Here is a 19,983-nt window from a genome sequence, read left to right on the forward strand (position 1 = left end):
CGCTGTAGTGACCATGGGATATCCAGACAGAATGCGTGATTTCCAGTTTCCCGGCCGCTCGCCGGTTCGTGCCACGGAGGCGGTTGCCGCGACATCGCATCCGCTCGCCACGCTCGCCGCGATCGACATGCTGCGCGCCGGCGGCAACGCCATGGACGCCGCCGTCTGCGCCGCCGCCGTGCAAGGCGTCGTCGAGCCGCAATCGACCGGCATTGGCGGCGATTGCTTTGTCCTTTACTGCCCGAAGGGACAAGGCGACGTGCTGGCCTTCAACGGCTCCGGCCGAGCCCCCGCGGGCGCCACCGTCGACTGGTATCTGGACAAGGGTTTCAGCGAGCTTCCCAAACAGGGACCGCACGCGGTGACCGTGCCAGGCGCCATCGATGCCTGGTGCCGGCTGCTGGAAGATCATGGCCGCAAGAGCCTGGCCGAGGTGCTGGTGCCGGCCATCCACTATGCCGAGAACGGCTATGTCGTGCATGACCGCGTTGCCTTCGACTGGGCCGAGCCGGAAACCGACCTGTCGGCCGACGAACACGCCGCGCGCATCTTCCTGCCGGACGGCAAGGCGCCGAAGGCCGGCGATATCCATCGCCAGCCGGAACTCGCCGCCACCTTGCGGATAATCGCCAAGCAGGGCCGCGCCGGGTTCTATCAAGGTGCTGTCGCCGACGACATGGTGCGCCGGCTCAATGAACTCGGCGGGCTGCATTCGCACGAGGATTTCGCGGCGACCAAGGGCGACTATGTAGCGCCGGTCAGCACCTCTTATGGCGGCCATGACATCCACCAGATGCCGCCGAACAACCAGGGGCTGACGGCGTTGTTGATGCTGAACGTGCTGTCGGGCTTCAAGCTCGGCGGGCTCGACCCCAACGGCGCCGAGCGCCTGCATCTGGAGATCGAGGCCGGGCGCCTCGCCTACCAGGACCGCGACCGCTACCTCGGCGACCAGGACCATGTTCCGGTGCCGGTGAGAGAGCTTCTGTCCAGCGCCTATGCCGACCGGCTGCGCGCCGAGATTCATCGCGACCGAGCCATGACGCATCTGCCGCGCCTGGACCTGCCCGGCAGCGACACGGTCTACATCTCGATCGTCGACCGCGACCGCAACGCGGTATCCTTCATCAACTCGACCTATTATTCGTTCGGCAGCGGCGTCGTCAGTCCGAAGACCGGCGTCGTCCTGCAGAATCGTGGCTCAAGCTTTCGGCTCGACCCGGCGCACCCGAACGCGATCGCGCCCGGCAAGCGGCCTATGCACACGATAATGCCCGGCATGGCGACGAAGAACGGCCGCGTGGTAATGCCGTTCGGCGTCATGGGCGGCGGCTACCAGCCTTTCGGCCATGTCCACCTTTTGACCAACATGATCGACTTCGGCATGGACCCGCAGCAGGCGCTGGACGCGCCGCGCGTGTTCTACAATGACGGCGTTGTGGAGGCCGAGCGTAACGTTCCCGCCGAGGCGCTCGAAGGCCTGCGCAAGCGCGGCCATCGCGTCGCCGAACCGCAGCATCCGCTTGGCGGCGGGCAGGCGGTGCTGATCGACTGGGAGAAAGGCACGCTGACCGGCGCCTCCGATCCGCGCAAGGACGGGATGGCGCTTGGGTATTGAGGGATGGGGCAAGGAATTGGAGGACCGCCTTCAAGGTGTTGGCGCTGGCCCTCATCCGCCCGCCGGCGCCAACGTCGACAATTGTCCGGAGCCGGATCGTCCGCTGGACTTTCTAGAAGCAGTTGTTTGAACCATAGTCGGTGACCATGAGCACGAATTCAAAAGACCTCTCCCATAGTCTCGCCGCCGGCGCCGATAACGCGCCGGCGATCCTGGCACCCGAGAGAGCCACACTCACCCATGGCGGGCTACGCCGCCTGATCAAGGCCACGGCCGAGCGGCTGCATGCGCTCGGCATCGGTAGGGGCGACAGGGTGGCGATCGTGCTGCCGAATGGGCCGGAGATGGCCACCGCCTTCGTCGCCGTAGCGGCCGCCGCCTCGACGGCACCGCTCAATCCCGCCTACCGCGCCGACGAGCTCGATTTCTACCTCACCGACATCGGCGCCAAGGCGATCCTTGTCGCGGAGAACGAGACCGGGCCGGCGGTGGCGGTGGCCGAGCGGCTCGGCATCGGCGTGTTGAGGCTCATCGTGCAGCCCGATGCGCCTGCCGGCAGCTTCACCATCGAAGGCGCGCCGGCCGGCCCGCAAGCAGCGCCCGCCATGGCAGGGGACGGCGATATCGCGCTTTTGCTGCACACGTCGGGCACGACATCGCGTCCAAAACTGGTGCCGCTCAGCCATGCCAACATTGCCGCCTCGGCCCGCCATATCGGCGCGACGCTGGGCCTGAACGCCGAGGACCGCTGCCTCAACATCATGCCGCTGTTCCACATCCATGGCCTGATCGCGGCGGTGCTGTCGTCGCTGGCAGCGGGTGGCAGCATCTACTGCACGCCGGGCTTCAACGCGCTGCGCTTCTTCCAGTGGCTGGGCGACGCCAAGCCGAGCTGGTACACGGCGGTGCCGACCATGCACCAGGCGATCCTGCCGCGCGCGGCGCGCAATGCCGAGGTCCTGGCGGCGGCGCGCCTGCGCTTCATCCGCTCCTCCTCGGCGTCGCTGCCGGCGCAAGTGATGGGCGAGCTCGAGGCAACCTTCGGCTGTCCGGTGATCGAATCCTACGGAATGACCGAGGCCGCGCACCAGATGGCGTCGAACCGGCTGCCGCCGGGCCTGCGCAAGCCGGGCAGTGTCGGCGCGGCCGGCGGACCCGAGGTCGCGGTGATGGCGCCGGACGGACGGCTGGTCACAGCCGGCGAGACCGGCGAGATCGTCATTCGCGGACCCAATGTCACGGCGGGTTATGAGAAGAACCCGGACGCCAATGCCACGGCCTTCGCGCATGGCTGGTTCCACACCGGCGACCAGGGCGTGCTCGACGAGGACGGTTATCTCCGCGTCACCGGCCGGCTCAAGGAGATCATCAACCGCGGCGGCGAGAAGATCTCGCCGCTCGAGGTCGACGACGTGCTGATGGACCATCCGGCGGTGGCGCAGGTGGTCACCTTCGCCATGCCGCATGACAAGCTCGGCGAGGATGTGGCGGCGGCCGTGGTGCTGCGCGAAGGCATGAGCGCCACCGAAAGCGACATACGCAGCCATGCCGCGACGCGGCTCGCCGACTTCAAGGTGCCGCGCAAGATCCTGATCCTGGACGAGATCCCCAAGGGCGCGACGGGCAAGCTGCAGCGCATCGGGCTCGCCGCCAAACTCGGGCTCTAGATCAGGATGACGTTTCCTCGAATCGGCACCCTGATCTAACTTTTTGTTGGAGCATGATCTTTTCCGAAAAACCGGTCCCCACTTTTCGGGATCATGCTCGAAGGCATGTCGCTTGGAAGTGTCCTCGGTTCCAAGATAACGACATGCATGAAATAAAAGGCCCACTAAGATGAAGATCACCATTTTCGGCGCCGGCGCGATCGGCGGCTACCTCGCGGCCAAGCTGGCGATCGCCGGCCGCACCGATCTGTCGATCGTCGCGCGCGGCGCCCACCTCGAAGCGATCCAGGCAAACGGCCTGCGCCTGATCGAGGACGGCCAGGAATCTGTCGCTCCCGTCCGGACCGCCCCCAGGGCCGAGGAGCTTGGCGTGCAGGACACAGTCGTGCTGGCGCTGAAGGCCCACTCACTCACCCCGGCACTGGACCAGATCGCGCCGCTCCTCGGACCGGACACATCAGTCGTCACCATGCAGAACGGCGTGCCGTGGTGGTATTTCCATGGCGTGGGCGGGCCGCTCGAAGGCACCAGGCTGAACGCGGTCGATCCCGGCGGCGCGATCTGGCAGCGGATAGGTCCGGAGCGCGTCATCGGCTCGGTCGTCTATCCCGCCGCCGAGGTCGACGCGCCCGGCCTCATCCGCCATGTCGAAGGCAAGCGCTTCTCGCTCGGCGAGCCCTCGGGCGCGTGCAGCGAACGGGTCACGCGTCTGGCCGAGGAAATGGTCAAGGCCGGCCTGCAGGCGCCGGTGCGCGAGGATATCCGCAGCGAAATCTGGGTGAAGCTGTGGGGCAACCTCTCCTTCAACCCGATCTCGGCGCTGACCGGCTCCACGCTGGCCGCTATCGTCGCCGACGAAGGCACGCGCACGCTGGCCCGCACCATGATGCTGGAGGCACAAGCGATCGGCGAAAGCCTGGGCGTGCGTTTTCCCATAGGGGTCGACCGCCGCATCAAGGGCGCCGGCGATGTCGGCGAACACAAGACCTCGATGCTGCAGGACCTCGAGCGCGGCCGCCCGATGGAGATCGATGCGCTGGTAACAGCGGTACAGGAACTTGGCCGGCTGACGGACAAGCCGACGCCGACGATTGACGCGGTGCTAGCGCTGGTGCGCCGGCTGGCGGTGGAGCGCGGGTGTTATGGGTGAGAGGCGCGCGACAGTTTAGGCCGCCTGCTCCGCCCGGAGTGATGCGGTTCGGTAGCTTTGGAGAGCATCCACGGCAAGGGCCAGACCTTTGAACCCTCCGGAGGCAAGGCGTTCCACTCAAGGCGTAGATATTGGAAACGTCGTCCTTCTCTTGAGGTCTTTGAGCCATTTCTGACATCGCCAGCCCACCGGCGGGGTGTCATGATGCGACTGCCAAAGCACAAGAGAATGATTTCATGCTTCCGAGTCGTCGCATTGCCTTGAAATTTGTCGCTCTTCTCAGCGTTTCGATCGGCGCTTTTTGCGCTTCGACCGCATTTGCGGAAAGTGTCGATCCGGCGCTCGAGAAGCTGATCAGCGGGAGCCAGCGCTCACAGCCCAACAGCGTGCGGGACAAATATCGCCATCCCGGCGAGGTGCTGACATTCTTTGGCGTGAAGCCTGACAGCGTCGTCGTCGAAATCCTTCCTGGCGCAGGCGGATATTGGACCGAGATCCTGGCCCCCTACCTGAAGCAAAACGGCCGCTATATCGCGGCAAATGGCGAGAAGGCCTCGCCTTCGGCTGAGGTCCAGAAGGACAATGCCGCCTTGGCGGCCAAGCTTGCCGCCGATCCGGCCGACTATGACAAGGTCACCGTCACTGAATTTGCCGCAGACAGATATGCGATCGCGCCGCCAGGAAGCGCGGATTTCGTACTGACCTTTCGAAACATCCACAATTGGATGAGTGCCGGCACCACCGCGGACGCTTTCGCCGCCTTCTACAAGGCGCTGAAGCCTGGCGGTATCCTCGGGGTCGAGGAGCATCGGGGCAAGCCGGACGAGCCGCAAGATCCGCTCGCCAAGTCTGGTTATGTGCGCCAGGACGTTGCGGTAGGCCTTGCGGAGGCGGCGGGTTTTAAATTCATCGGCAGCTCCGAGGTCAACGCCAATCCCAAAGACACGAAGGATTATCCGAGCGGTGTGTGGACTCTGCCGCCAACCTTCAAGCTCGGCGCGCAAGATCACGCAAAGTATGCGGCCATAGGCGAAAGCGACCGCTTCATCCTGAAATTCCAAAAACCATAGGAATCCGGTGACGGGGATTGCCCGGAGCGGATCAGCCCCTGCCCGCCCGACCGAGCACGCGCGCATAAGCTCGCCGACGATGCCGCAGCGGAAGACCAGCACGCAGACCATGAAGATGAGTCCGGTGGCGATGGTCACCGGGAAACCGGAGGTGGCGTGCGTGTTTTCCAGCCCGACGACCAGGCTGGCGCCGACGATCGGCCCGACCATCGTGCCGATGCCGCCGCAAGCGGTATTGAACATGTGCAAGATGAGGACGAGCGGCAAGGGGCGGCTTGCGGATTTCATGTTCGACGCCTGGCAAGGCTTTTGCCCGCCGGACCGCTTTCCCGAGCCTGCCGCCGCCAGGGTGGCAGCAAGGCCGATTGGCCAGATCACGCCAGCCGGAAGCACGGCCATGTGAGCCGTGACCGGCGGCATAGCGGAATCAGCACAGACATCATCCCATTCTTAGTCAGGGGAATGGACTCGACCGCCAGAGCCGTAACGCTTAGATTGCGTATGGATCGCCAGCCTCCAGGGGGAAGCCAACTGAGATATCAGGATGGCTTTGGTAATGAATAGGTCGATAACCGCCATTACCGTGACGCACAACAGCGCGCATACCGTGCGCGGCGCGCTCGCTTGCCTGCCCCCGGGCATCGAGATCGTGTGTGTCGACAATGCAAGCACCGACGATCTTTCCGCCGCGCTATCCGGTTTTGCCGTTCGTCGCATCGATAATCCTGCAAACCTCGGCTTTGGGCGTGCCTGCAACATCGGGGCGACGGCGGCATCGGGAGAGTATTTGCTGTTCGTCAACCCCGATGTGCGCCTTGGCGCGGACGCCGTCGACGCGCTGATGCAGGCGGCTGAACGCTACCCGAATTGCGGCGTCTTCGTGCCGCGCACGAACACGGTGGATGGGCGCCTGTGGTTTCGCGAGCAGAGCGAAATAGATCGCCTTTCCGGTGTGTCGCTACCCACACGTATCCGGCAGGTCTGGGGGGATTGTTGCGTGCGCTTCGTCAATGGCGGCGTGTTCATGATCAGAAGAACGCTCTTCCTCGATACAGGAGGCTTCGACGAGGATATCTTCCTGTATTTCGAAGATGACGATCTCTCTTATCGGTTGCTGCAGCGTGACGAGCCCATGATCCTTGTCAGTAGCGCGCATGCTGTCCACGACGTTGGCACTTCGGTTGCACAATCAACCCGGTCACGGATCTTCCGGTACCGGTCCAAGATGCGATCGGAGATCCACTTGCGCAGAAAATACGGCATAGCCTATAGTCCATTTGTGGACATACTCCGCTATCTGACGAAGATAGGCTTCTACTGCCTTACGCTTAATCGAAATAGACTGATTAATTCCCTAGGCCGGCTGATCGGTATATTTGACAGCATCCTTGACCGATCGCACGCGAATCGAAACAGCGGCTATGTCGCCTGACGCTACCGACACAAGACTTGTTCCGCCTGATGCCCTGCCCTGCGAACCGCGAAAAGGCGACGCATGTGGTGCCGACCAAAGCAGTGCGCTGAGCGAAATCCACATCCACACGCCGGGACGCTACATCGTCGAGCTTTCGCCAACGGACAGGCGGATGCCGTTTCTCCGGCTCAATGTTCGCCGCCCGGGACATCCGGACAGGGTCGTCTATGTGCCTGTCACCAGGCGGACGTCCTATCTGCTCAAAAGTCGTGAAGGCGGACTGGTGCTGCGGTTCGACAGAAGCGACGTCGTTGCGGCGAGTGCTCGCCCCCTAAGCATCAGGGATATTGGCGCGCTGTTGAGTCGGCGCCGTCGCCACAAGCGATTTCAACTGCCTCTTGGCCAAGGCATCGTATTGCAGCCTCTTTTGCACATTTCAGGGGCGGAAGGGCGCGAGTTGGCTCGTGCCCTCGGCAGCCTTGCCGGTTGGGGTTTTGGCACGGCGAGCGACAATCTGCAGAAAACCCTGTTACGGCACTTTGATGGTCCGCCAGCCGAGGCCCCCGAACGCCGGCCCGCCGTCAAGCCCAGAATCGCCGTAGCGCTTCATCTGCATTACCCCGATCTCTGGCCCGAATTCGAGGCGCTGCTGGCGACGATCGGTCGCCCGTTCCATCTCATCCTCTCACTGACCCAGCCCGACACGGCACTCGCGCAACGCGTCCAGGCGAGATTTCCGGATGCCGAGGTCGTCGTTTATGACAATCGCGGTCGCGACGTCGGTCCTTTCATCCAATTGCTTCGTGAAGGAAGGCTCGATCCCTTCGACCTGATCTGCAAGCTGCATGGCAAGAAGTCTGGGCCGCGCGGGCCGCGCATGGTCCTCGGTGATATCTGGCGCCAGGCCAGTGCGTTCGACCTGATCGGATCCCGCGACATGGTTGACCGCATCATCGCCGAGTTCGAGCGCTCGCCCGAGACTCAGATGATTGGATCCAGGCGCTTTCGGTTGCCCAATGAATGGAAGGGGGAGAAGGCTGCGTGGGGCGAGAACAGGGCAATGGTCCTCAACTTGCTTGAGACGATGGGGATGCCCTCCAGCTCCCGTCTCGACTTCTTTGCCGGGACGATGTTCTGGGTTCGCCGCGGCGCGCTGGAACCCCTCATGCGACTTGATCTGCCTTTGGCAATCTTCCCCGAAGAGGCAAGCCAACAAGACGGCACGTTGCAGCATGCCCTGGAGCGTGTGCTTGGAATGATCTGCACAAAGATCTCCGGCATTGCCTGGGACGATGACATGACGCCGGATTCCCGCGAGGCAGACCCGATTGGATAGATCCGAATTCCTGATCTTCATAGGATCGCTCACCAGCAGAAGACGCTGGAAGATCTTCCGAACCTGGCAACGAATTCGCGCCAGCGGGCTGTTCGATTTGTCGTGGTATCTGGTCCAGAATCCGGATGTAGCCAGGAGCGGAAAAGATCCGATCCTGCATTACATCAGGCACGGTGCCGCCGAGTCACGAAACCCAAGTCCGGACTTCGACAACGAATACTACCTGACGAAGTATCCCGACGTGACTGCCGCGTCGATGAATCCGTTGGATCACTACATTCGTTTCGGCAAGATGGAGGGGCGCAGCGCCCGGCGTGCTCCGGGCACAAATGCCGGCGCCCTCCAAAGACCCGCTAGCTATGTGCCGCGATCCGGCGAGGGCCGACCAGCCGCTTTGCGGGCGCGCCTCGTTGCATTCTACCTGCCGCAGTTTCATCCGATTCCTGAAAATGATGCCTTCTGGGGAAAGGGCTTCACGGAATGGACGAATGTGACGCGGGCGACGCCGCAGTTCGACGGTCATTACCAGCCCAGGCTGCCGGCGGATCTTGGCTTCTATGACCTGCGCGTGAAGGACATCCAGAAGGAACAAATCGAGATTGCCCTTCAGTATGGCCTCTCGGGGTTCTGTTTCCACTTCTACTGGTTCAACGGCAAGCGCGTCCTTGAGATGCCGATCGCCCAATTCGTCGAGAACGACGCACACGAGATGGGTTTCTGCATCAACTGGGCAAACGAGCCGTGGAGCCGCCGTTGGGATGGGCGCCAACAGGAAGTCTTGATCCCGCAATCGCACTCGCCCGACGACGACCTGGCCTTCATCCAATACGTAGCCGGCTATTTCCGTGACAGAAGATACATCCGTATCGGCGGCAAACCACTGCTTATGGTTTATCGGCCCGGATTGTTTCCGTCGGCAGTTGAAACGGCACGACGCTGGAGGGCCTATTGCCGGGAAGCCGGCATCGGCGAGATTTTTCTTGCCTATCCACAGTCGTTCGACTTGGACGATCCCGCCGAATTCGGATTCGACGCCGCCGTCGAGTTTCCACCGAACCTTGGACGATTTCCCGATATCAGCGCCAGCATCCCAACGCTCAAGAGCGGCTTCAGGGGGAAGATCTACGACTGGACAGAGCTGCTCAATCGCAGCCGCGCCTACCCGCAGGTTGCCTACACGCTGTTTCGCGGGGTTTGCCCTTCCTGGGACAACACGGCGCGGAGGATGGAGGCCGCCTACATTCTGGTGAACCCGTCGCCGTCCCGCTACAGAGAATGGCTCGCCAACGCGGTCGTCGATACATGCGATCGGTTTGCCGATTTCGACAGCCGGCTGATCTTCGTCAATGCCTGGAACGAATGGGCGGAGGGAGCCTATCTCGAGCCTGATGCCCGCCATGGCTACGCCTATCTGCAGGAGACGCGGGACGTCCTGTTGGCACGGCCAGCGGCCGGCAGATCACCCGGGGGGCCGTCGTGGCGCGTTTTGTTCGTGTCGCATGATGCGGCTCTCGGTGGAGCGCAGGCATCGTTGATCAACATCATCCAATGGCTGCAATCGCATACCAATCTGGAGATCAAGGTGCTGTGCCTGGCAGGCGGTCAGTGGCTCGAAGCGTTTCGACGTCTCGTCGATACCGTCGTTCTGGATGATCTGGCTTCAGAGACCGGGACGACCGCCACGAAGCTGGCCCACATTACGGAATGGTACGGTGGCATACCGGACCTCATCTATTGCAACAGCCTGGCGACCGGCCGGGTGCACGCGCTGCTTGGAGAACTGGACCGGCCAATCCTGACGCATGCCAGGGAGTTGGGAACGAGCGTTGCCCGATACGCCAAGGACAATATGGGCGATGTCGTTTCCCGCACACAGAGATTTGTAGCGTGTTCGCGAAGTGTCCGGGACTATCTGGTATCCGAGCACAACGTTGCAACGGACGCCATCGACGTCATCCCAAGTGCGGTTCCGCAACCCAACGCCGATCACAGCCCTACGGAAATCCGGCGCCTTGAAAGCCGCAGCCTTGCCGGCTGGCCGACTGACAAGGTCATCGTCTTGGGTTCCGGCGTCGGCATGCCCTTCCGCAAGGGTGCCGACCTCTTCATCGAGGTCGCCAGAATCCTTCGGGCACGCGGGGTCGAAGACTATCATTTCTACTGGCTCGGCTCGTTTCGGGGGCGCGAACGGGATGAGGTTCTCGGTACATGGTCGCAGCAACTCGACAGATTGCGGGCGGACGGGTTGGACGAAAAAGTCACATTTCTGGGTGATGTCGACGATGTGGGGACTTACCTGCGGCGCGCCGATCTGTTTCTCCTGACCTCCCGCGAAGAGCCGTTCGGCCGCGTCATGCTGGAGGCGGCCTTCGCCGAATTGCCGGTGATCTGCTTCGCGGGCAGCGGCGGGGCACCGGAGTTCGTCGAGGAGGATGCCGGCATCATCGTCGAGCGGGCTGACCCCGCCGCGATGGCCGATGCCACGTTGAGACTAATCCGGGACAAGTCCCTGCGGATGCAGCTTGGCAGGCAGGCGAGCGCCAAGGCAAGGCTACATTTTTCCACCGATCGGGTCTTTCCGCGCCTGCTGTCGACCATGCGGAAGGTCGCAAACAAGCCGCCGGCGGTCTCGATCATCGTGCCGAACTACAACTACGCGCGCCATCTGCATGAGCGTATGGACAGTATTCTGGGGCAGTCGTTCCAGGATTTTGAACTCATCATCCTGGACGATGCCTCGACAGACGGCAGCCAATCGATCCTGAATTACTATGCCGGTGTCCATGGCACCCGTGTCATCGTCAATGACAGGAATTCCGGGGCGCCATACCCGCAGTGGTTCAAGGGCATGGCGCTTGCAAAGGCCGACTTGATCTGGATCGCCGAAGCCGACGACGTATCAGAGCCGAGTTTCCTCGAAACACTGGTGCCCTTGTTCCGCGATCCAGGCGTGAAGTTTGCCTTTTGCGCATCGAAGATGATCAATGATCGAAGCGAGACCGTCGGCGACTATCTGTCCAGCCCGTACCTCACCGATCTCTCCGATTTCAAATGGAGGCGCAGCTACCAGGTTTCGGCGGCGCAGGAAGTCAACGAAGGGCTGGGTGTCAAGAACACGGTCATCAATATCAGCGCGGCGGTTTTCCGGAAGTTCGACATCACGCCGGATTTCGTCGCGCAGGTCCTGTCCCTGCCGGCGGGCGGCGACTGGTACTTTATCCTCGAGGCAATCCGCAACGGCTCCGTCGCCTATGAATCTGCATTGCTCAACCATCACCGCCGGCACGGGGACAGCGTTACCAGCGCCGTCACCGCCTCCCATTCAGAGGCACTGCTGCGCACGCGGCAAATGATCCATCAGCATGTTTTGCACACATACGAAACGGACTTGGCCATCAAACTGAAAATGGCCGAACATGCCTTGCAACTCTGGAACCAGCTCTTTCCCGGTCGCCCGGCCGAAGAGATGGAAAGCCTGTATTCGCTAACCAAATTGGGCGAATTCCCTGCGAGAAGCCCGCGGATCCCAGAGATTGCTCTCGAGCCGTAACCGTTTCACGGAAACGGTGAACTGCTTCACCTCTTTGTTTTGGCGCGATTCCAAGGGCAAGCGCTACGCGCTTGTCCCGGGAAAACCGCTTCACACTTTTCCTGGAATTGCTCTAGTTACCGGCGGCGACGAGATGGCCGTTGCCGACATCTTGCAAGGCCAGCTTTAGCGGCGCCTCCCCGATCTTGCGGGTGGCGCTCGGGATCTCCTGATCGAGCCGGGCGAAGCGGCTCCTGCGCCTGGCCGGATCAGGCACCGGCACGGCCTCGATCAGCCGTCTCGTGTAGGGGTGACGCGGGTTGGAAAAGACCTGATCGCGCGTGCCCATCTCGACGATCTGTCCGAGATACATGACGGCGACGCGGTCGGAAATGTTCTCGACGACCGCCATGTCGTGCGAGATGAACAGATAGGCGACGCCAAACTCGCGCTGCAATTCCTTCAACAGGTCGAGCACGCGCGCCTGCACCGAGACGTCAAGCGCCGACACGCTCTCATCCGCGATGATCAGTTTCGGCCGCAGCGCCAGCGCGCGGGCAATGCAGACGCGCTGGCGTTGTCCGCCTGAGAATTCGTGCGGATAGAGTTCCATCTGGTCGGCCGACAGGCCGACGCGCTCGAACAATGCCGCCACACGCTCCCGGCGCTCGTCCTTCGAGGCAATGCCATGGATCACGAGCGGCTCGGCGACGAGATCGCCGACGCGCATGCGCGGGTCGAGCGAGGCGAAGGGGTCCTGGAAAATCATCTGCACGTCGCGGCGCACCGCCTTGCGTTCGTCGCGGCCCAGGCCCGATAAATTGCGCCCCCCAACAACGATGTCGCCGCTATACGGCACCAGTCCGGCCAGCGCCTTGGCGGTGGTCGACTTGCCGCAGCCCGACTCGCCGACCAGCGCCAGCGTCTCGTTGGGCGCGATCGAGAAGCTGACGCCCTCGACCGCATGAACACAGCGGGTGACCCGGCCAAAAACGCCGCCGCGCAGATCAAAGCGGACATGAAGGTCGCTGACCTCGGCGACGTTTGCCGGCGTTAACGCCTGTGCACCCCTGGATTTCTGCCGTCCGACGCCGCTGCCGATGCGCGGCACGGCAGCCAGCAATTCACGCGTGTAGTCGGCCTGCGGCCGGGCGAAAATGTCTGACGTCTTGCCCTCCTCAACCATGCGGCCATGCCGCATGATGATGACGCGATCGGCCATCTCGGCGACCACGCCCATGTCGTGGGTGATGAGGATGACACTGGTGCCATGCTGGCGCTGCAGGTCGCGCAGCAGTTCCAGCACCTCACCCTGCACGGTGACGTCGAGCGCCGTCGTCGGCTCGTCGGCGATCAGCACGTCGGGCTTGAGCGCCAGCGCCATGGCGATCATCACCCGCTGGCGCATGCCGCCAGAGAGTTCGTGCGGAAACTGCTTTAGCCGGCTTTCAGCTTCCGAAATGCGCACCGCCTTCAGCGCCTCGATGGCACGCTGGCGGGCCTCGGCTTGCGACAGGCTGGTATGCGCCTCGATGGATTCGGTGAGCTGGCGGCCGATCGACAGCACAGGGTTCAGCGAGGTCATCGGCTCCTGGAAGATCATGGCGACGCGGTCGCCGCGAATGCGCCGCATCTGGCGCTCGTCGAGATCGGTCAGCTCGGTATCACCGAGACGGATGGTGCCGGAGGATATGCGGGCTGCGGGCTGCGGCAGCAATTGCATGATCGCAAGCGCCGTCATCGATTTCCCGGAGCCGGACTCGCCGGCGATGCAGAGCGTTTCGCCGCGTGCAAGCGTGAGCGACAGGTCGGAAACAACCTCGCGCTCGCCATCCTCGCCGCGCACGCTGACCGACAGGCCGGCGATATCGAGCACCGGTCCCGCCGTCACCGGAGCGGCAGCTCCGGTCCGCCTCTTGCCCACGCCAGCGTTCATTCGAAGACGCAGCGCGGGAAGTAGAAAGAGACCACCCAGTTCGGCATGTCGACGATCTCGCTGATGCGCAGATCACCGCAGACCGAGGCCAGCATGTAAGCCTCGACCGGATCGAGCTTGTAGCGCCCGGCGAGCAGATCGACCATCTGCGCAACGGCCTCCTTCGCACCCGTCATCAGGTCCGGTCCGATGCCGGTCGTCACCTCATAGCCCTTGGCGTCGAGATGGCGCGTCACCGGCCCCGGCGTGGTGAAGCGCGGCGTCTTCAGCCGGGCGTCCTTGACCAGGTCGAGCTTGAGCACGACATCCATCGGGCTTTCGATCGCCGTGCCGCAGACCTCGCCGTCGCCTTGCGCGGCATGGGTGTCGCCGACCGAGAACAGCGCACCGGCCACTTCCACCGGCAGATAGAGCGTCGTGCCGGCGGCGAGATCGCGGATGTCGAGATTGCCGCCGACGCGCCTGGGCGGGACCACCGAGTGATGGCCCATTTCGGCCAGTGCATTGCCGATGGTGCCGGCAAAAGGCTTTAGCGGCACACGCGCATTCTTGCCGAACAGCGCCGGCTCTAGCGAGGCTGCGTCATATTTCCAGATGTTCAGCGCCGGCTCCATGAAATCGTCGGCGAGCAGCCCAAAGCCCGGAATATTCGCCGTCCAGCCGAAGCCGGACGGTTTGAACATCTCGATCGTCACCTTCAGCGCGTCACCCGGTTCGGCGCCCTCGACGAAGATCGGTCCGGTCACCGGGTTGATCGTGGCGAAGTCGAGCTTGGCGATATCGCCGACCGTGCTGTCGGGTTTCAGCTGACCGCCGGAGGAATCGAGGCACTGGAACTCGATGGTCGAGCCGGGCGCCACACGTTCGGCCGGGGCAAAGGCGTTGTCCCAGCCGAAATGATGATGGCGTCCATGGATGGTGTAATCGCAGTTATTGCACATCTTTTACGTACACATTGTCATAGTTGATCGGAATATGGACCGGGTCGACATAGAGGTTGTCGGCGCCGCCCATGCGGGCCGATTTCATGGTGAAGCGCTGTTCGTTGAAGACCGGCGCCCAGGGCGCGTCCTCCATAACCTTGTCGTAGATGGCGCTCCACATCTTGTCGCGTTCGACGGCCTTTGAGGGATCGACCACCGAGTCGGCCTCGGCCGCCTTGGCGTCGAGATCCTTGTTGCAGTACCACGACCAGTTCCAGCCGCCCGGAACAGCACCGGCGCAGCCGAGGATCGGGCCGTAGAAGTTCGACGGATCCGGGAAGTCGGCGATCCAGGCCATGCCACCGGACCAGATCATCGGCGCGCCGGCCTTGTCGCCGCCGGCGGCAATGACATTGGCCTGAGCGAGCGACTGGATGCTGGCCTTGATGCCGATCGCCGCCAGATCCTGCTGGATCGCCTGGGCGATGCGCGGGTTGGGGTCGGTGTTCATGGCGAACAGTTGCGTGTCGAAACCATCGGGATGACCGGCCTCGGCAAGCAGCGCCTTGGCCTTGGCGACGTCATAGGGATAGCCCTTGTATTCCTTGTCGTAGCCCGGCATCGACGGCGGCAGCGGCTGGTTGGCCGGCACGGCGCGGCCGTTGATGATCTGGATGATGCGCGCCTTGTTGATCGCCATGTTGACGGCCTGGCGCACCTTCACATTGTCGAACGGCGCCATGGTGGTGTTCATGGTGACATAGCCGGTGTGCAGCTGGCCGCCTTCGACGACACGCGCCTTCTGCTCGGGATCGGCCATCACTTCCTGGAACTTGGCCGGCGGAATGCCGTCGCCGGGCACGTCGATCTCGCCCTTCTGCAGGCGCAGCAGCGCGACGATCGGCTCCTGGCCGATCTCGAAGGTGATCTTGTCCAAATGCGGCAGGCCCTTGTGCCAATAGTCCGGGTTGCGCTCGAAGACGATGCGCTGTCCCAATGTCCATTCGGCGAGCTTGAAGGCTCCGGTGCCGACCGGATGCTTGCCGAAATCGGCGCCGTACTTTTCGACCTCTTCCTTCGGCACGACATGCGAGAAGTTGATGGCCATGACATGCAGGAAGGTGGCGTCGGGACGGGTCAGTTCGAACTTGACGGTATAGGGATCGACGACCGTGACGCCCGACAGGGTCTCCGCCTTGCCTGCGGCGACCTCGTCATAGCCCACGATCGAGCCGAAGAAGCCGGCACCGGGGCTCTGCGTCTTCGGGTTGGTGACGCGGTCGAGCGAATACTTCACGTCGTCGGCGGTCATTTCGCGGCCGTTGTGGAATTTCACTCCGTGGCGCAGCTTGAAGGTGAAGGTCTTGCCGTCGGGCGAGATCTCGTAGCTCTCGGCAAGGTCGGGCTTGAGGTTGGTGGTGCCCGGTTCGTAGTCCATCAACCCGTCGAACAGGCTCTTGATCATCGACCAGTTCTGCCAGTCATAGCCGATCGCCGGGTCGAGGGTCGCGACATCGTCCTTGTAGGTGATGGTGATGGCGCCGCCCTGCTTGGCGTTGGGGTCGATCGTGTCCTCGACGCGGGCGCTCGTCATGCCGAGCATCAGCGCCAGCGCCGATGCCGCTACCGTGGATATGAGATACTTTTTCATTGTTATGTTCCCTTTCTCTGTTTGTTTTCGGTCATGTCCTGATTGTCATCTGAGCTTGATGCGGGGATCGATGAAGGGCGCGATGATGTCGGCCAGGAGATTGCCGAGCACGATGGCAAAGGCCGAGACCAGCGTGACGCCCATGATGATCGGGATGTCGACGCGCTGGATGGCCTGCCACGCCAGCTGGCCGATGCCGGGCCAGCCGAACACGCTTTCGACGACAACGATGCCGCCCATGAAGATGCCGATGTCGATGCCGATCATGGCGATGATCGGCAGGATGGCGTTGGGCAGTGCGTGGCGGAAGAGGATGGCACCACGCGCCAGGCCTTTCGCACGCGCGGTGCGGACGTAGTCCTGGCGCAGCACGTCGATCATCGACGAGCGCATCATGCGCGCGTACCAGCCGGCGCCGAGGATGCCCATGGTGAGCGACGGCAGCACCAGATGGCGCCAGGTGCCGTAGCCGCCGATCGGAAACCAGCTCAGCCGCACGGCAAAGACGTAGAGCAGCAAGAGACCGACGACGAATTGCGGCGCCGAGACGCCGACGAAGGACGCGACCATCAAGGTCTGGTCGGTGGCGGTGCCGCGCTTGACGGCGGCGATCAGGCCCATGGAGAGGCCGATCAGCAATTCGCACAGGATGGCGCCGACCATCAAAAGCAGGCTCGCCGGCAACCGCGAGACGATCAGCTCGGTAACCTCGGAGCGCTGGATATAGGAGCGGCCGAGATCGCCGCTGACGAGCCTGGTCAGATAGTGCCAGTACTGGACGACGAAAGGCTGGTCGAGGCCAAGCTGCTGGCGGATGTTCTCGACCGTCTGTGGCGTGGCGCTGCGCCCGGCGATCTGGCGCACCGGATCAGCCGGCAACAGGTAGAGCAGCGCGAAGGTGATCAGCGAGACGCCGAGCAGGATGAGCAGCGACTGGATCAGCCGGCGGCCGAGATAGGCGATCATGACCGGCCCCCCATTATTCCCGGCCCCTTTGCGTCGGATCGAGGATGTCGCGCAGCGCGTCGCCGATCAGGTTGAAGGCCAGCGCCAGCGCCAGGATCGCCGCGCCGGGGAAGAACACCAGCCAGGGCGCTGCCTGGAAATAGGTCTGGTTCTCGAAGATGATGTTGCCCCACGAGGCCGTCGGCGGCTGCACGCCGATGCCGAGGAAGGAGAGCGTCGCCTCCAGCAGCACCGTCGTCGAAATGCCGAGCGTGCCCCAGACTATGATGGTCGGCAGGAGGTGCGGCAGGATGTGGCGGAACAGGATACGCGGCGCGCCGGCGCCGATGGTACGTTCGGCATCGATGAACTCGCGCTCGGCGAGCGAGGAGGTTTCGGTGTAGATGACGCGCGCGGTCTGCACCCAGTTGACCAGCGCGATGACCATGGCGACGATCCACAGGCTGGGCTCGAACACCGCCGCCAGGCAGATGGCCAGCAGCAGCGCCGGAAACGCCATCATCAGATCGGTGAAGCGCATCAGCGCGCTGCCGATCCAGCCGCGGAAATAGCCGGCGGTGACGCCGACAAGCGTGCCGATCAGAAGCGCAACGCCATTGGCGACGATGCCGATGATCAGCGAGGTGCGGGCGCCGTAGAGGATGCGGGTCAGCAGGTCACGGCCGAGCAGGTCGGTGCCGAGCCAGAATTTGGCATCCGGCGGCAAGGGCGAGCCCTCGATGGTCAGGCCGTCGAACATCTGTTCGTCGGGATCATAGCCGGTCAGCCAGGGGGCCAGCACGGCGCCGGCGACCACGATGGCGACGATGACCAGGCCGAGCAGCGCCAGACGGCGCTTGACCAGCCGGCGCCAGACGCCCGCGCGCGGCCTGGCCGGCATGCGCGCCGGCGCGATGAGATCAGGCGCGATGGGACTGGTCATCGCCGCCTTCCTCGCCTGTTTCCTCGCTCATCATCGCCACGATCCGGCGTGCGGCATCCTCGACGCTGATCTGCCAGCTCATCGCCAGCGAGCGCAGTTGCGCATAGGCGCGCTCGTCATCCGTGCCTTTCGACAGTGCCGCCACCGCACGCACGATCGTCTGGCGCTCTGCGACGCGCTGGCGCAGCGAGGAAATTTCGCCGGCTAAATTCTTGCGCGCCTCGAAACTCTGCCGCGCGATCAGCAGCGCGCTGTAGACGCCGGCAGTGCCGACCGGCTTCAAAAGCTGGGCATCGGCGTTGTGCGACAATGCCCATTCGATGCGGCCCGGCGCCTCCGAACCGATCAGCGCCACCAGCGGCATCGGCGCCTCGCCCGGCTTCCAGGGGAATTGCTCGTCGAAACCGAGATCCGCGTCGAAGAAGACGAAATCGGCGGCGAGCGCCTCGGGCGGCAGTTCCGGCCAGCAGTCGAGCGTGACGAGGCCGATGGCCGACAATTGTCTTGTGATGGCCTGCACCGTCGGATGCGGACGATGCAGGATGAAGGCCCTGGCGCCGCCGAGATTGGGGATGCGCGGGGTTCTGGTCACGACACCACCCTCAGGCGCGGACGGCCGAACGTCTTGGCGGGGTCGTAGCGCGACAGATAGGGATCCGGCGCGACTTCGTGCTGCCGGCTGACGACCTCGAAATATCCGTCGGCGATCCGGCCGATGATGACAGGCAGCGTCGCGTGCTGGGTGTGGGCGTCGATGGCGATCGGCCCCAGCCGGGTGGAGAAGCGCGTTGCGGCGAAGGCTTTCGAGAACTCCGCCGGGCCGGCGTCGGGATCGCGCGACAGCACCTCGGCCATCACCTGCACGGAGGCATAGGCGGAGGCCTCGAAGGACGAGGCGAAAGCCGCCGGCCGTGGTGCGAAATAAGGCCCGACCGATAGATGTCCCTTGCCCGTTTCGCCGATCGCCGGCAGTTCGCCCTCGGTGAGGTTGCAGGAGATGACCGGGCAGGATTCCGGGCTGAAGGCAGGATCCTCATCGCCCAAATCGCGATAGGCGGCCAGGAAGGCATAGGACGAGGTGCCGATCAGATTGTTGAGGATGAAGTTCGGCCGCGTGGCGCGGATTTCCCCGATCAGGCGCGACACGTCGGTCTCGCCGATGCGCAGATAGCGTTCGCCCAGCACCTTGCCGCCGGCGTCCGCGATCAGGTCGCGCGCGACACGGTTCATCTCCCAGCCCCAGATATAGTTCGAGCCGAGCAGGAAGCCGTTGGCGCCGAAGCGCGGCACGACATGGGCCATCAGCGGCACCAGGTGCTGGTTGGGACAGGCGTGCATGTAGACGACATGCTCGTTGGCCTCGAAGCCTTCATAGGGGCAGGCGTACCAGAGCATGCCGCCGGCCTTCTCCAGCACCGGGATCGTCTCCTTGCGGCTCCAGGATGTGACGCAGCCGACGACATGGCGTGCGCTGCTGCTCTTGAAGATGTCCTCGCAAAGCGTCGCGTAGCGATCGGCATTGCTTTGCGGATCGCGCTCGACGGGCACCAGTTCGATGCCTGAGCCGCGATCGGCATTGATGTCGGCGATGGCGCGCATGGCGCCCATGCGGCACGCATCGGAGACGAGCTGATAGCTCCCCGAGCGGGAATAGAGGATGCCGATCTCGATGCGCCGTTTCAAACAGGACCCCAGAAATGACAATGCCCCGCAGCCAGCGCCGCAAGGGCGAGGCATACGAGGCATTCTTGCCGCCCGGCGATCAGAGCCGGTATTTCGTTCTAGGGTATTCGGTCCGGCG

General features: G+C 63.4%; 14 protein-coding genes and 1 pseudogene. 7 read left to right on the forward strand and 8 right to left on the reverse strand.

What is annotated here, in order from left to right; genetic code table 11:
• Positions 1-31 precede the first annotated feature (31 nt).
• From ggt to FJ977_RS09770, 4 genes are all read left to right on the forward strand, one after another.
• On the forward strand, positions 32-1,618 hold the full coding sequence (gene ggt / locus FJ977_RS09755) for a gamma-glutamyltransferase (protein ID WP_140770808.1): 1,587 nt from the start codon (positions 32-34) through the stop codon (positions 1,616-1,618).
• A gap of 146 nt (positions 1,619-1,764) precedes the next feature.
• A complete protein-coding gene (locus FJ977_RS09760) occupies positions 1,765-3,285 on the forward strand; it encodes an acyl--CoA ligase (protein WP_140770810.1) in 1,521 nt (506 codons plus the stop codon).
• A gap of 169 nt (positions 3,286-3,454) precedes the next feature.
• Positions 3,455-4,435 carry a 2-dehydropantoate 2-reductase gene (locus FJ977_RS09765; RefSeq protein WP_140770811.1) on the forward strand — a complete coding sequence of 327 codons (981 nt, stop codon included), beginning with the start codon at positions 3,455-3,457 and terminating at the stop codon, positions 4,433-4,435.
• A 236-nt stretch (positions 4,436-4,671) separates the two neighbouring features.
• A complete protein-coding gene (locus FJ977_RS09770) occupies positions 4,672-5,505 on the forward strand; it encodes a class I SAM-dependent methyltransferase (protein ID WP_181179727.1) in 834 nt (277 codons plus the stop codon).
• 69 nt (positions 5,506-5,574) lie between these two features.
• Here the strand turns inward: FJ977_RS09770 and FJ977_RS09775 are convergent.
• Positions 5,575-5,730 (reverse strand): annotated as a pseudogene (locus FJ977_RS09775) (branched-chain amino acid ABC transporter permease); the annotation flags it as partial.
• A gap of 319 nt (positions 5,731-6,049) precedes the next feature.
• On the opposite strand from FJ977_RS09775, the gene FJ977_RS09780 reads away from it, so the two are divergent.
• The 3 genes from FJ977_RS09780 (at position 6,050) to FJ977_RS09790 (ending at position 11,805) form a co-directional block, all read left to right on the forward strand.
• Positions 6,050-6,937: a glycosyltransferase family 2 protein gene (locus FJ977_RS09780; protein WP_140770812.1), complete on the forward strand. Its 888-nt coding sequence runs from the start codon at positions 6,050-6,052 to the stop codon at positions 6,935-6,937.
• On the forward strand, positions 6,894-8,255 hold the full coding sequence (locus tag FJ977_RS09785; protein ID WP_140770814.1) for a rhamnan synthesis F family protein: 1,362 nt from the start codon (positions 6,894-6,896) through the stop codon (positions 8,253-8,255). The genes FJ977_RS09780 and FJ977_RS09785 overlap by 44 nt, the downstream gene beginning before the upstream one ends.
• 97 nt (positions 8,256-8,352) lie before the next feature.
• Positions 8,353-11,805, forward strand: a complete 3,453-nt coding sequence (locus FJ977_RS09790) for a glycoside hydrolase family 99-like domain-containing protein (RefSeq protein WP_140770816.1) — start codon at positions 8,353-8,355, stop codon at positions 11,803-11,805.
• A 112-nt stretch (positions 11,806-11,917) separates the two neighbouring features.
• Here FJ977_RS09790 and FJ977_RS09795 read toward each other — a convergent pair whose 3' ends face one another.
• From FJ977_RS09795 to FJ977_RS09825, 7 genes are read right to left on the reverse strand one after another with little or no spacing between them, the layout of a single operon-like run.
• Positions 11,918-13,675 (reverse strand): ABC transporter ATP-binding protein, encoded by a 1,758-nt coding sequence (locus FJ977_RS09795; RefSeq protein WP_246682988.1) that lies wholly within the window; start codon positions 13,673-13,675, stop codon positions 11,918-11,920.
• Positions 13,676-13,716: 41 nt separating this feature from the next.
• Positions 13,717-14,661, reverse strand: a complete 945-nt coding sequence (locus FJ977_RS09800; RefSeq protein ID WP_140770820.1) for an acetamidase/formamidase family protein — start codon at positions 14,659-14,661, stop codon at positions 13,717-13,719.
• Positions 14,651-16,294 carry an ABC transporter substrate-binding protein gene (locus FJ977_RS09805; protein ID WP_140770822.1) on the reverse strand — a complete coding sequence of 548 codons (1,644 nt, stop codon included), beginning with the start codon at positions 16,292-16,294 and terminating at the stop codon, positions 14,651-14,653. Before FJ977_RS09805 ends, FJ977_RS09800 begins: the two co-directional genes overlap by 11 nt.
• Positions 16,295-16,339: 45 nt before the next feature.
• Positions 16,340-17,260 carry an ABC transporter permease gene (locus FJ977_RS09810; RefSeq protein WP_056573744.1) on the reverse strand — a complete coding sequence of 307 codons (921 nt, stop codon included), beginning with the start codon at positions 17,258-17,260 and terminating at the stop codon, positions 16,340-16,342.
• A gap of 13 nt (positions 17,261-17,273) precedes the next feature.
• Complete coding sequence (locus FJ977_RS09815; protein ID WP_181179779.1) at positions 17,274-18,140, reverse strand: ABC transporter permease; 867 nt, start codon at positions 18,138-18,140, stop codon at positions 17,274-17,276.
• A gap of 19 nt (positions 18,141-18,159) precedes the next feature.
• Positions 18,160-18,774 (reverse strand): ANTAR domain-containing protein, encoded by a 615-nt coding sequence (locus FJ977_RS09820; RefSeq protein ID WP_140770826.1) that lies wholly within the window; start codon positions 18,772-18,774, stop codon positions 18,160-18,162.
• Positions 18,771-19,865 carry a transporter substrate-binding protein gene (locus tag FJ977_RS09825; protein WP_140770828.1) on the reverse strand — a complete coding sequence of 365 codons (1,095 nt, stop codon included), beginning with the start codon at positions 19,863-19,865 and terminating at the stop codon, positions 18,771-18,773. Before FJ977_RS09825 ends, FJ977_RS09820 begins: the two co-directional genes overlap by 4 nt.
• Between the last annotated feature and the right edge of the window lie 118 nt (positions 19,866-19,983).

The sequence above is a fragment of the Mesorhizobium sp. B2-1-3A genome, assembly GCF_006442655.1.
Taxonomy (GTDB): Bacteria; Pseudomonadota; Alphaproteobacteria; order Rhizobiales; family Rhizobiaceae; genus Mesorhizobium.